This window comes from Pseudomonas sp. F01002 (genome assembly GCF_004402115.1).
Classification (GTDB): domain Bacteria; phylum Pseudomonadota; class Gammaproteobacteria; order Pseudomonadales; family Pseudomonadaceae; genus Aquipseudomonas; species Aquipseudomonas frigoris.
In genome coordinates, this window is sequence record NZ_SOPU01000005.1 from 46,907 (window position 1) to 59,327 (window position 12,421).

The 12,421-nt window shown below is 55.6% G+C and carries 11 protein-coding genes; 3 read left to right on the forward strand and 8 right to left on the reverse strand.

All coding sequences use genetic code 11. The features are described 5' to 3' along the window. Positions 1 to 3: 3 nt before the first annotated feature. From E3W21_RS04035 to E3W21_RS04060, 6 genes are all read right to left on the reverse strand, one after another. Positions 4 to 735, reverse strand: a complete 732-nt coding sequence (locus E3W21_RS04035) for a CpsD/CapB family tyrosine-protein kinase (protein WP_256657768.1) — start codon at positions 733 to 735, stop codon at positions 4 to 6. A gap of 68 nt (positions 736 to 803) precedes the next feature. Then, complete coding sequence (locus E3W21_RS04040; RefSeq protein ID WP_134418537.1) at positions 804 to 2,366, reverse strand: lipopolysaccharide biosynthesis protein; 1,563 nt, start codon at positions 2,364 to 2,366, stop codon at positions 804 to 806. Between the two features lie 20 nt (positions 2,367 to 2,386). Next, entirely contained in the window at positions 2,387 to 3,442 is a 1,056-nt protein-coding gene (locus E3W21_RS04045; RefSeq protein WP_371927037.1) for a hypothetical protein, read from the reverse strand. An 86-nt stretch (positions 3,443 to 3,528) separates the two neighbouring features. Continuing rightward, entirely contained in the window at positions 3,529 to 4,086 is a 558-nt protein-coding gene (locus E3W21_RS04050) for a polysaccharide biosynthesis/export family protein (protein ID WP_129436681.1), read from the reverse strand. A gap of 460 nt (positions 4,087 to 4,546) precedes the next feature. Then, complete coding sequence (locus tag E3W21_RS04055; RefSeq protein WP_134418538.1) at positions 4,547 to 5,044, reverse strand: hypothetical protein; 498 nt, start codon at positions 5,042 to 5,044, stop codon at positions 4,547 to 4,549. A 550-nt stretch (positions 5,045 to 5,594) separates the two neighbouring features. Then, entirely contained in the window at positions 5,595 to 6,248 is a 654-nt protein-coding gene (locus E3W21_RS04060) for a peroxiredoxin (RefSeq protein WP_008155786.1), read from the reverse strand. A gap of 384 nt (positions 6,249 to 6,632) precedes the next feature. Between E3W21_RS04060 and E3W21_RS04065 the strand changes: the two genes are divergently transcribed. Then, on the forward strand, positions 6,633 to 7,349 hold the full coding sequence (locus tag E3W21_RS04065; protein ID WP_134418539.1) for a glycosyltransferase family 25 protein: 717 nt from the start codon (positions 6,633 to 6,635) through the stop codon (positions 7,347 to 7,349). A gap of 101 nt (positions 7,350 to 7,450) precedes the next feature. On the opposite strand, the gene E3W21_RS04070 is transcribed toward E3W21_RS04065, so the two are convergent. After that, complete coding sequence (locus E3W21_RS04070; RefSeq protein WP_134418540.1) at positions 7,451 to 7,780, reverse strand: hypothetical protein; 330 nt, start codon at positions 7,778 to 7,780, stop codon at positions 7,451 to 7,453. Between the two features lie 185 nt (positions 7,781 to 7,965). On the opposite strand from E3W21_RS04070, the gene potE reads away from it, so the two are divergent. After that, positions 7,966 to 9,369 carry a putrescine-ornithine antiporter gene (gene potE / locus E3W21_RS04075; RefSeq protein ID WP_134418541.1) on the forward strand — a complete coding sequence of 468 codons (1,404 nt, stop codon included), beginning with the start codon at positions 7,966 to 7,968 and terminating at the stop codon, positions 9,367 to 9,369. Between the two features lie 2 nt (positions 9,370 to 9,371). After that, a complete protein-coding gene (locus E3W21_RS04080) occupies positions 9,372 to 11,657 on the forward strand; it encodes an Orn/Lys/Arg decarboxylase N-terminal domain-containing protein (RefSeq protein WP_134418542.1) in 2,286 nt (761 codons plus the stop codon). Between the two features lie 109 nt (positions 11,658 to 11,766). Here E3W21_RS04080 and E3W21_RS31620 read toward each other — a convergent pair. After that, positions 11,767 to 12,421: GMC oxidoreductase (locus tag E3W21_RS31620; RefSeq protein ID WP_256661501.1), on the reverse strand; the 655-nt coding region annotated here is incomplete at its 5' end.

The following is a 12,421-nucleotide window of genomic DNA, read 5'->3' on the forward strand; positions in this document are numbered from 1 at the left end:
GCTCTAGTAGTAAGAGCGGTTTTCGCGCTCGGCTTTGTTCAACACCGTGCCAATCAGGTTGGCTGTCCCAAGATGATGCAGGCTTTCCTCGATCTCTTTCTTGCTGTTCAATCCATTAGCGACAACGAGCAGGACGCAGTCGAACCTGGGCAAGACGTTAATCACATCATCCGAACTCAACAACGGCGGCAAGTCGAAAATTACGATGCGTGAGTTGTAGCGCTCGCGCAGATCAGCAATCAAATGGCTCACTGCAGGCGATGACAACACCTCGGTGGAAAGAGGAATCGGCTCACGCGTCGGCAGGACCACAAAGCGCGGCAAGGTCGGATTGACCAGTACTTCTTGCAGTTCAGCTTCATCTGCCAACAATTCATTAAGCGATTTATCCATCGGCAGACCCAGATACTCACCCACCTTCGGACGACGCAAGTCGAAGTCCACCAGTAACGCCGTCTTGGTCGTGTGATGCGCGATACTCATTGCCAGGTTTATAGCCAACACCGTTTTGCCTGCCTCTGGAGTCGGCGAGGTGATGGCGAGCGTGCGCCAGCCATTTTCTTCCATGATTTTCAGCACTTGTGTACGCAGTAGATCGAATGCCCCGCCCATACTCGAATTTTTGTTGTAAGCCACAATGCGGTTGCGCTCAAGGTGATCTGGTCGCAAAGGTACAACCTTGGTTTGCACATAACTGAGTGCATTCAGACCTGTGGACTGCGCGGTCGGTGTCATGGCTTTTGACGAGGTCTGTTGCTCGGCTTTTTCGGTATCGAGATTGATTATTTCCATGGTTATATTCCTTATGCAAACCGGCCCAGAGCTTTAAACATCAGAAGATCCAGAGGCATGTAGAGGAAGTGCAGGAGCACCAGAAAGATCGCGATTATCGCGACTCCACAGACGATCAATAGCATTCGCCATTTCCTGCGGCGTGCCAGTTCAGCCTTGGTGTGAATGTAGGGAATGGAAACCAATACGCGTCTACCCAGCACGCTGGCCAAGGCCTGGGCACCGCGCACACGCTGACTCATCATCTCGAGAAGCATCACCAGCGCGCCAGCACCCACCGGGGCAAGCAAGAAACCCATGGCAACCACTTTTTTACGGTTCGGCCGTACCGGCTTTTCGGGCATCAGCGGCGACTCCAGAAGAACAAAACGCTCGGCTTTGTTTTCCTGCTCCAGGCTTTCGGAAATTTTCGCACCCATTTCCTTCGTGCGAATCTCCTCATATTTTTTACGAGCGTTATCATGGTCACGCATCACCGTGACCAAGCCGCGCTCGACTTGCGGCGTCTCAAGAATTTGCGCCTCGTATTCGGCTATTTTTCCGAGTATTTGCTGCTTTTGATCGGCCAGCGACTTGATACGTGCTTCTGCTGCGGAGATCCGCGTCTGGGCCTTGGCAACGTCCAGATTGACCGAAGCCGCTGCACCACCAGCACCTTTGCCAGCCTGAAGTGCAGCAATTTTGCGTTTGACGGCACGCACGTCGGGGTGGGCTTGCGTATACAGCGACTGCAACCTGGTGTACTCCGCTTTGAGGCTAGCCAGATCCTGTGGTTTATCAACTGCCGCACCGGGTACTCCAGGCTTGGTCGCCAGCCCGGCATTCGCGGCGGAAAGCTCCAGCTCATTGAAGCGCAACTCCTCACGGGCAGTTTTGTAGTCACGGTCGACCTCTTTAAGCTCGGTTTCTGCGCGCGTCAACATATTCATGCGCAGCTCTTGATGCTCGGGCAGCGCGTTGCTGTGTGCCTGCTTGAAGTCCGCCAACCGGTTCTCAAGGGCTTCCAGTTCCACCCTGAGTTTGTCCGCCTCCTGCGTCAGGAACTCTGTCGTTTCACTGGCGCGCTCGGTGCGCTGCTTGATGTTTTCATCCAGAAACAGCGTCACCAGCTCATTGGCAACTTTGTTCGCAATCTCTGGCTGCCGGTGCTCAAAGGAAAGACGGAAAGCAATCGTCACCTCTCCGCGCCCCTTAACGGCAGCACTGACCAGGGAGACCACAATCGCATTGCGCATTTCTTCGATCTTCTCGCTAACGCTCAGTTGCCGACTTTGCGAAGCAAAAAGATTGTATTTGTCGATGATCCCTTCCAGATGCTCACGGGTCATCACGCGCTGGCGAATGACTTCGATGCGCTCATCGGCAAAGGTATTGTTGTTGGCCGCCACCAAGTCTGGCGAAATCTGTTGAGACTCCACCAGAATCGTACCGGATGACTCATAGGTCGGCGGGAGAGAGATCGCTACCGCTATGCACACGCCCAGTATGACCACGAAACTCACGATCAACAGCAGGGCGTGGTGCTTGATGATAGCTAGGTAGTCGTTGAACGACATTTCGTATTCAGAGGCCATATTTCTCACACAGCTGAATGTCAGAGACCGGGATAACTATAAGTCAGCATCAGCCCGACGACGTTTGCAGTGGCATCCGGCAAGCCATCTTGCTGGCGTTGTTTGTATGTGTAGGATAGGCGTGCAATCCAAAAAGGCGAGAGTTCTTGGCTAAACCAGGCACTGTAATTTTTCAGGGTATTAGGCGTCCGTCCTTTGGAGTCTTGCCAGGAGGCATCGAAACCGGTGCGCCGGGTCTCGTCGACGGCATAGCTCCATGTCCCCCTCATGGCATCAACCTCGACGAAACCACCGTCGCCGCTGGCGAGAGTGCTACGACTGGCGTCGATGCTGGTATCAATACGCTCACCGGCATATTGCAACATTAAACCGCCCTGGCCTTTGGGGCCGCTACCGGTGCCGGAGACTTGGTTGAGACCCGCGTAGGCCGTCCCCTTAAGCCGCTCGGAGAATTGGACATTCAAGCCGACCGCGGGGGTGTAGCTGTTTGAGGAAGCCACCGCAGACCCCTTCTCCGGCTCATAGCGCCTCACGCCAAGACGGGTGAACAGCTCGACCTGCTCACTCCATGCATAGTTCCAGCTGAAGCGGGTCGCCAGCTCGTCATAGTCGGTCAGTGAACCAACATCGTAAGTGACATGAGTGTAGTCGGTCTCGTTAACCAGGGTACTTCGCTCGCTGAGAGCAGTACTCCAGTTGCCGCCCACCAAATACATCTTTTGCGTGCCATCAGAGGCAACTACGCCGGTTTCCTGAACCACCGTGGAAAGCGTCGAGTTTTCTTCATATCTCGCCGTGAGTCCAAAAGCACCCGTTTCGGTCGCGCGCTGCCACCCTAATTTTAATCTGGGATCTTCACGGTCCGAAACGATGGACGTATCCGACGAACGCACGATATTTAACCCGAGACCGAACTGGAACTCATCCCGTCCGGAGGTACCCACGAGGCTGTAATCGGGGGCGATGATGGTACGGGTCACCCCCTTCTCACCACTCGTAAGCAGCAGTGGGTTGCTGTCGTACTCGACCGTCGAAGGCACTGCTATTGCTGATTGCCAAGTAGCAGCATAGGCCATGTCCGAACACGACAAAGCCAGGATTGCCGTCGCAACCCCGGTAGTTCGAAATCCAAGCAAAGTAATCCCTAGTGCCTCGCGCAAGGCTAAGGCACGACCAGCGTATCGCCGGCTTTAAGTAGAAAATTGGTGGTCATGTCTTTCCCTGACATCAACTCGCTGTAGTCGACGCGCAGGATCTCTTGTCTAGCCCCATTGAGCCGCACGACCTTAATGTCGCCTTTATCGGCGAATTTGTCGAGCCCGCCCGCCATGCTTATTACCTGCAGCACTGACGTTTGACCTGACATATGCACGGTGCCGGGTTTCAGCACTTTGCCCTGAACGTAGACGAGATTACCTTCGGTGCCGGTGACGACAACGCTCACCTGCGGATCAGGTATGAAAGCCTCAAGCTTGGCAGCGATTTGCTTCGCGACAGCGGTAGCATCAAGCCCCGCAACATTGACCTGCCCTGCCAGCGGGAAGGTAATGCTGCCATCGGGGAGTACGCGTACATCCTGTTTGAGCTTGTCTTCGCCCCACACGGAAACAGAAAGGTTATCTCCCGGACTCAGCCGGTAAGTCGGGTCGTTTTCGACGGCATTGGAAATGCTGGGCCAAACGGCCAGCGCGCACAGCACAGGTATCAATGAACGGAACATCGGGATCCCTCCGTCTAAGTAGCCATGCAAGGAGTTTAGAACAAAAAAACCTAGTCAAATCACTCTAGCCTATTTCAAGCCAAAGAAACTACTACACAGCAATCACCTTGAGCTTCTGGGCGGTCAATTCCGCCAATGCAACACACCCGAAACCGGAACGTTAGTGCAAAACAACAAAATAGTGTTACTTAACAACAGGTTGGAGCAAGCAAACCACCCCCGACGTATTCCGCGCCAATATTAACTACACCATGCCCGCTTGAGCCGGCTCAACTGCGACACTGTCAACCTGGCTAAGACTACGTTTGCCAGCGCAACTAATTGATATCAACAATTACAAACCAAGTATCATTGCAAGACAGACATCATCCGCAAAAACAATACATAAAGCTGTGTGTCTACACAGCCACCAGAGTGACTGTCTAAATAACCCTTATTGCCAAATAACGTTAACTACCACCTATATCTTCCGTCGGTTGGCGACCACAATAAAACCAAATAGGGCGGAAGAAAATAACCATGCTGCCGCAGAAAGCGGTACTGCATTGGGTTGGTTGATGTCAGATACCTCAACCAGACTTTTATCCTGGAGAGATGAATCAATCTTGAATTGCTTATTGTCAACCGCCGCCATTAATCTGTCACGCGAAGAAGAATTGACGGATACATCCACGCCCGAGTCAGCGTGATGTATGACACTGTTAACTTTCGCAGAATGGGCATCATCAACGTAAATATCAGTGATCAATGAAGGCAAGCCAAGGCTCTTTCCAAAAGTAAGCAGCGCGCCACCCGTGTGCTCTTTGAGAGCCGTACAAAGTTGAGGCCCTAACTCCTCGCAAGCGCTGCCTATGCGACTAATTTCATTGGCCAAACTGGTCGCCTGAGCACTAGCAATGGCTGCACCATTCAGGATCACAGAAAACAACACAAATTTAATGACAAGTGTTGAGCGCATAACACCGCCTCCTTGCGTAGGGGGTTATTCTTTTGTCGGTTGAAGGAATCTGTATCGGCTAAATTGAGCCTATAAGCACATCGCCATTACGTCAACAGCTCGTCACAATAATAAATTGAAATTTCCCTTCATGGAGGGTGGCGTCAAAATAACGCCACAAACACCACGTCAGCTCTGTGAATTCTATCCATGTGAAATAGCTTCACGCATGGGCGTCAGCCCGCATCAGGATGCTGGCCCACGACCCGGCGCAGCGCCTTACACCGGGCAACGAGGCACCTGGGCAATGGCATGGGCTCGACCGCCGACGACGCCTGTAAAGGCGGGGTTTATCGGCAATTTTCTGAAAATACCCGGCGACCAAGAGTTTTTGACGCATGAAGGCGCATGCAGGTAAAGCCTCCCCGTGCATTCCCAGCCCTGGAACACTGTAGAAGTCTCGGCGCTGTGACAGGGAACCATGCTCAACCTCCCTGGCACCCGCGCCGAGCAGATCAATGCAATGCGCGTAAAAGGCATCGCGATTGAAGACAGGATGAATGACTGACCTTTACTTCGGTTGCGCCACCGTACGCAAATAAGGTTTCACCGTCTTGAAGCCATCCGGGTACTTCTTCCTTGCGTCGTCGTCGGATACTGACGTAGGGATGATCACGTCCTCACCCGGACGCCAGTTCACCGGTGTGGCAACCGTGTGCTTGGCGTTTAACTGAATAGCATCGAGCAGCCGTAACACTTCATCGAAGTTGCGCCCGGCACTCATCGGGTAGACCAGCATCGCCTTGATCTTTTTATCCGGGCCGACAATGAACACTGAACGCACCGTGGCGTTGTCCACGGCAGTACGAGCGCCGCCACTGGCGTTCGGGTGAATCATGTCGTAGAGCTTGGCCACGACCAGATTCTCGTCGCCGATCATGGGGTAGTTGACCGCATGGCCCTGGGTTTCTTCGATGTCTTTGGCCCAGGTCTGATGGTTACCGACCGGGTCGACGCTGAGGCCGACAATCTTGGTGTTGCGTTTGTCGAACTCCGGCTTGAGCCCGGCCATATAACCGAGCTCAGTGGTGCAGACCGGGGTGAAGTCCTTCGGATGTGAGAACAGGATGGCCCACTTGTCGCCAATCCATTCGTGGAAATGGAGCGTGCCTTCGGTGGTTTCGGCGGTGAAATCCGGTGCTTCGTCGCCAATACGAATGGTCATGTGCGTTCTCCTCGCTGTGAAGGGTAGGGAAACTATCGGAACGATCCAGTATAGGAGACCTTGAAGACTTCGCTCTGCACCCCGCCGAAGAGCTGGCGCCAGCGATAAATGCCCGGACCTATCGGAGCTTTCCGCCCGGCCCCCATTCACTGAGCACCTATCTGGCGTGTCCTCTCGAACTGGTGCTGCACGCCGATTTACGAGACTAAAACTTCATCCGGAAATGCTGCCTATACTGCAATCCGGGGTCGATAGAGAAAACGGACACAACCCAGAAGACGTAAGGGATTGCCTCCTGTCGGTAGTGCTTACGTACGATTTTTTCCGAAATCTGCGGGTTCCCCAATCCAACTGCCCTGATTGTCTGAGCTAAGGACCTGACAGATGAATGTGATCGAATATTTTGATCGAGTAAGAATCATCAATATCTCGTCAAGAAAGGATCGCCGTTTAGAAACAGTAGAAGAATTCACTCGCAACGGCTTTCACATCGATGATGAAAAAATAGGCTTTTTTGAGGCTGTTACGCCCAGTGAGGGAAATGGCTTCCCGAGCGTCGGGGTCAGAGGCTGCTTTTTGAGTCATCTGGGGGTGCTGGAAGAGGCAATGCGCCTGAATTTGAAAAATATCTTGATCATGGAGGACGACATACAGTTTTCCAGACATATTTCTCAATATGGGAGAGCGGCGATCGAGTCTCTGGAAGGTATGGAGTGGGACATCGTCTATTTTGGGCATCCGTTTGAAGAAAATTCAAACTTGCCCGCTTGGAAAGCAGTCGACCGGCCAATACATTTGGCCCATTTCTATGCTGTAAACGGGAAATGCTTTGGGAAATTGAGGGATTTTTTATTCCAGGTTCTGGAGCGACCACCGGGACATCCTGACGGAGGTCCGATGCATTATGACGCTGCTCTCAATACGCTTATTCATAAGAATAAAGAAATTCTGGCTTACTACTTTACCTGGAATTGTGGCTATCAAAGGCCCTCGCGGACGGACCTGCATGAGCTTTCCATCTTTGACAGGGTGCCTCTCCTACAGCCGGTAATGGGTATGCTCAGGAGGTTAAAGGCAAAGAACCTGAGAAGAACTCGATAGTTTTCTCTCTTTAGGGAAGGTCTGAAGTATCCAATGCCTGACGTAACCAACCCGGCACGGCGCAGTAGCCGTGTCCGGGTGATTATGGCGGACCGCCCTCCTCATTTGCGCGCCAACTTGTACCGGACGCACTCCTCGTAAAAGCTCTCGCGCAGGGCTGCGGGCTTCATCCGCGAATTACTGTCATAGGTCTGCTCGGTAATGCCCATCGCCATCATGTGCATCCACGGTTTGCTGAACTTGTAGGTATGTAACTTTTGCCGCGCTGCATACAGTGAAACCCCGGACAGCTTGAGTTCCTGGGCTCTCGCCGCAGTACCTGCGCCCCAGCTGCAAATGTAACGATCATTCGAGGCCAGTTCTTTGGCCTGGACAGAGGCGGCAACGCTCGCCAGGCCTAACGAAATCAGCGCAACCATCACATTCCGCATTTGCATTCGATCCTAACTATCTGAAAATTAATTGATTCTGATCAAAAGTTTCAGTCCTCGGGGCCAGCAAAATGCCTTAAGTGCGCTATCGCCTGTTTTCTCAGTGTCTTACGGACATTTCTGGCGAGATTTCAATCCTTAGCTATAGCTAACACCCTCTCAATGCAATCAAGTGAGGCAACGGAATGTCAGTCGCAAAGAAAATGACAGTGGGGCAACTGACGATGTTGACAGCCGTCAATATGTTGGGCTCCGGCATTGTGCTGCTCCCCACAAAACTTGCCGAAGTCGGCGGTATTTCTATCCTTTCCTGGCTGATCACGGCCACTGGCTCCCTGGCGCTGGCCTATGCCTTTGCGCGCTGCGGGATGCTCAGCCGAAAGACCGGGGGCATGGGAGGCTATGCCGAATACACCTTCGGCAAGGCGGGCAACTACATCACGAACTACACCTATGGCCTCTCGCTGTTGATTGCCAACGTGGCGATCAGTATTACCGCGGTCGGCTATATCCAGGAGCTGTTCCATGTTGAACTGGGTTCACTGCAAGTGGGTCTGGCGACCATCGCTCTGTTGTGGATCACCACGTTCGCCAACTTCGGCGGCGCGCGGATTACCGGCCGGATCGGTGCGATTACGGTTTGGGGGGTGATTGCGCCGGTGGTGCTGGTGTCCACCATTGGCTGGTTCTGGTTCGACAGCAGTGTCTACGCCGCCGGCTGGAACCCCCACAACATGGGCTGGTTCGAAGCCGCAGGTGCATCGGTGGCGATCACCTTGTGGGCATTCCTCGGCCTGGAGTCGGCGTGCGCCAACACCGATGCCGTGGAAAATCCGGAGAGGAACGTACCGATTGCGGTACTCGGCGGCACCCTCGGCGCGGCGGTGATTTACATCGTCTCCACCAACGTCATCGCCGGTATCGTCGATAACCCGGAACTAGCCTCCTCCACTGCACCGTTCGGGCTGGTCTTTGCCAAGATGTTCACTCCTATAGTCGGCGACATTGTGATGGCCGCGATGGTACTGGCGTGCATCGGTTCGCTGCTGGGCTGGCAATTCACCATCGCTCAGGTCTACAAAAGCTCCGCGGACACCGGGTACTTCCTGTCGATCTTTGCCAAGTCCAACAAGGCCGGAACACCCATTGTCGGCATGCTGGTGCTGCTAGCAGTGCAGACGGCGCTGGCTTTTCTCACCATCAGCCCTGACCTGAGCAAGCAGTTCGACACTCTCGTCAACCTCGCGGTGGTCACCAACCTGGTGCCCTACATCCTCTCCATGGCCGCGTTGATGACCATTCAAAAGGTCTCCAACGTTCCGGCGGGCACGGCGCTGATAACCAACATCATTGCGTGGGTGGCGGCGGCTTACAGCTACCTGGCGCTGTACAGCTCGGGCGCGCAGGCACTGATGCTCGGCGGCGTGGCGACCATCTTCGGATACACGCTGTTCGGCTTCGTCAACAACCGCCTGATCCGCCTCGAAGCGCTCAACAACAGCGTACCGACACAGACCGTCAGCGCTCAGCACATCACGGGCGAGCCGGTGCCGGTCAATAACTTGCAAGCAGTCAGAGTAGAGGCTTAATCATGACGGAATATAGACAGACGCTCGGCATGCTCACACTGTTGGTCAGCAGCCCGCCGGACAAACGCACCGTCTTTGGTCGCGCCCTGCATCAGTTGATCAACGATGTGGAGGAGCGCGCCGTTCGGGTACTGGCGTCGGAAACCTTGAGCGACGCCACGTCGATCCTGCGCTCGGACCCGGCCATTCAATGCGTGTTGCTCAGCTGGGAAATGGACAAAAGCGAAGGCCACGAGGAATGTATCCAACTGCTGGTCAGCCTGCGCGAGCGCAACACTCGGGTGCCGGTCTTCCTGATCAGCGACCGCAGCACCGCGTCGAGCATTCCGCTGGTGGTCATGCAGCACGCCGACGACTTCATCTGGTTGCCCGAGGACACCAGCCGCTTCCTCAGCGGGCGCATCCTGGCGGCCATCGAGCGTTATCGCCAAGCCGCACTGCCCCCCATGTTCGGAGCGCTGGTGAAGTTTTCCCGAACCTATGAGTACTCGTGGCACACCCCTGGACATGCCGGCGGCACAGCGTTTTTGAAGAGCACCGCGGGGCGCGCCTTCTACGAGTTTTTTGGCGAGAACCTGCTGCGTTCCGACCTGTCGATTTCAGTCGGTGAACTCGGTTCGCTGCTCGATCACAGCGGCCCCATCGGCCAGGGCGAGCGCTACGCCGCCAAGGTGTTCGGGGCCCACCGCACCTACTACGTCACCAACGGATCGTCGATGTCCAACCGCGTCATCCTCATGGCCAGCGTCACCCGCAATCAGATCGCCCTGTGCGACCGCAACTGCCACAAGTCCGCCGAGCATGCGATGACCCTGTCCGGTGCGATTCCGACTTATCTGGTGCCGACCCGCAACCGCTACGGCATCATCGGCCCGATCCTGCCGCAAACCCTGAGCAGCGACGGCGTGAAAGCCGCTATCGCCAGCAACCCGCTGGTCAAGCAAGGCATCGACCCGACACCCGTCCACGCCATCATCACCAACTCCACCTACGACGGCCTGACTTACAACGTCACCCGCGTCGAAGAGTTGCTGGGGCAAAGCGTCGATCGTCTACATTTCGATGAAGCCTGGTACGGTTATGCGCGTTTTAACCCGCTGTACCGCGAGCGCCACGCCATGCACGGCAGCCCGGACGATCACGACGACTCGAAGCCGACTGTGTTCGCCACCCAGTCGACCCACAAGTTGCTGGCCGCCCTGTCCCAGGCCTCGATGATTCACGTGCGTAACGGCCGCAACCCGATCGAACACGGGCGCTTCAACGAGTCGTACATGATGCACGCCTCGACCTCGCCCAACTACGCGATCATGGCTTCCTGCGACGTCAGCTCGGCGATGATGGAAGCGCCCAGCGGGCAAATCCTCACCACCGAATCGATCGAAGAAGCCATCAGTTTTCGCCAGGTTGTCTCGCGCATGCACAACGAAATGTTGGGCAAGGATGACTGGTTCTTTACCTGCTGGCAGCCGCCGACCGTGCAGGTTGGCGCGGCCACCGTGCCGTTCCATGAAGTCGACCCGGTGCTTTTGAAAACCGAGCCGAACTGCTGGGTACTGCATCCCAACGCGGTATGGCACGGCTTCGGTGACATCGAAGAAGGCTACTGCATGCTCGACCCGATCAAGGTCTCGGTGCTCAGCCCCGGCATGGGCGACGACGGCAACCTGCTCGACTCTGGCATCCCGGCCTGTGTACTCACGGCCTACCTGGGACGTCAGGGCATCGTGGTCGAGAAAACCACCGACTTCACCATCCTGTTCCTGTTCTCCATCGGCATCACCAAAGGCAAATGGGGCACCTTGCTCAATGCCCTGCTCGACTTCAAACGCGACTATGACGACAACGTCGAACTGGAGCTGTGCCTGCCGGATATGCTGGCCGCCAACCAGACTCGTTATGCCGGCATGGGCCTCAAGGACCTGGCCGACGAAATCTTCGCTGCCATGAAGAAACACAAAACCACCGCCAACATGGCCCAGGCGTTCGGCACACTGCCGAAAGCCGAATTCAGCCCGGTGGAGGCCTACGAAAAACTGGTCAGAAACGACATCGAACGGGTGACACTCGAAGAAGCCGCCGGACGTATCGCCGCGACCGGGATCGTGCCGTATCCACCGGGCATTCCATTGCTGATGCCGGGTGAAAACGCCGGGCCTGCGGACGGGCCTTTGCTGGCGTATCTCAAGGCGCTGGAAGCCTTCGACAAATCCTTCCCGGGTTTCACCCATGACACCCATGGAATCGAAAGCGAGGGCGGAGTTTATAGCTTGCTGGTGTTGAAATGAGCTAGCGCCTGTACGTGCTGCGAAGAAAAAAACGGGCGCCTTGAGGGCTAATACGGGTCAGTTAAGGCGCAAAACCTGTGGGAGCGAGCTTGCTCCCACAGAGTCGGGTTCAAACCCTGACATTGCGTCCCGGCAACGATGATCGCTGGCTGGTTTCCCAATCCTGCACAAGCCCGACGGGCGCATCGGACGCCGGCAGCATGGTGCGCCCACGAACCAGATCGGAAGCCCGTTCGGCCAGCATGATGGTCGGTGCGTTGAGGTTGCCGTTTGGCTCGGTCGGGAACACCGATGAGTCGATCACCCGCAAACCCGCGATGCCCCGCACACGCAACTCGGAATCAACCACGGCCATCTCGTCCTCGCCCATGCGGCACGAGCCGCAGGGATGGTAGGTGCTTTCGAGGTTTTCACGCACGAAGGCGTCGATCTCTTCGTCGGTGTTCACCTGTGGCCCGGGGGCGATCTCGCCGTCGCGGAAGCGGTCCATCGCCGGCTGGCCGATGATTTCGCGGGTCAGGCGGATGCAGCGGCGGAAGCCTTCGCGGTCTTCTTCGCGTTGCAGGTAGTTGAATTGAATCTCCGGATGTTCGTAAGGGTCAGCGGAACGCACCCGAACATAGCCGCGGCTCTTGGGTTTATTCGGCCCGGTAAGCACCATGAAGCCGTGGCCCTTGATCGGTTTGTTGCCGTCATAACGCATGGCCGCGGGCAGAAAGTGGAACTGAATGTCCGGCCAGCGCAGGCCCTTGTCCGAGCGAATG

Coding starts and splice junctions, on each gene's coding strand:
- E3W21_RS04035 (WP_256657768.1), bottom strand. CDS start 735: ATGACACCGACCGCGCAGTCCACAGGTCTGAATGCACTCAGTTATGTG.
- E3W21_RS04050 (WP_129436681.1), bottom strand. CDS start 4,086: ATGTTCCGTTCATTGATACCTGTGCTGTGCGCGCTGGCCGTTTGGCCC.
- potE (WP_134418541.1), top strand. CDS start 7,966: ATGTCAGTCGCAAAGAAAATGACAGTGGGGCAACTGACGATGTTGACA.
- E3W21_RS04055 (WP_134418538.1), bottom strand. CDS start 5,044: ATGCGCTCAACACTTGTCATTAAATTTGTGTTGTTTTCTGTGATCCTG.
- E3W21_RS04070 (WP_134418540.1), bottom strand. CDS start 7,780: ATGCGGAATGTGATGGTTGCGCTGATTTCGTTAGGCCTGGCGAGCGTT.
- E3W21_RS04060 (WP_008155786.1), bottom strand. CDS start 6,248: ATGACCATTCGTATTGGCGACGAAGCACCGGATTTCACCGCCGAAACC.
- E3W21_RS04065 (WP_134418539.1), top strand. CDS start 6,633: ATGAATGTGATCGAATATTTTGATCGAGTAAGAATCATCAATATCTCG.
- E3W21_RS04045 (WP_371927037.1), bottom strand. CDS start 3,442: ATGGCCTATGCTGCTACTTGGCAATCAGCAATAGCAGTGCCTTCGACG.
- E3W21_RS04040 (WP_134418537.1), bottom strand. CDS start 2,366: ATGGCCTCTGAATACGAAATGTCGTTCAACGACTACCTAGCTATCATC.
- E3W21_RS04080 (WP_134418542.1), top strand. CDS start 9,372: ATGACGGAATATAGACAGACGCTCGGCATGCTCACACTGTTGGTCAGC.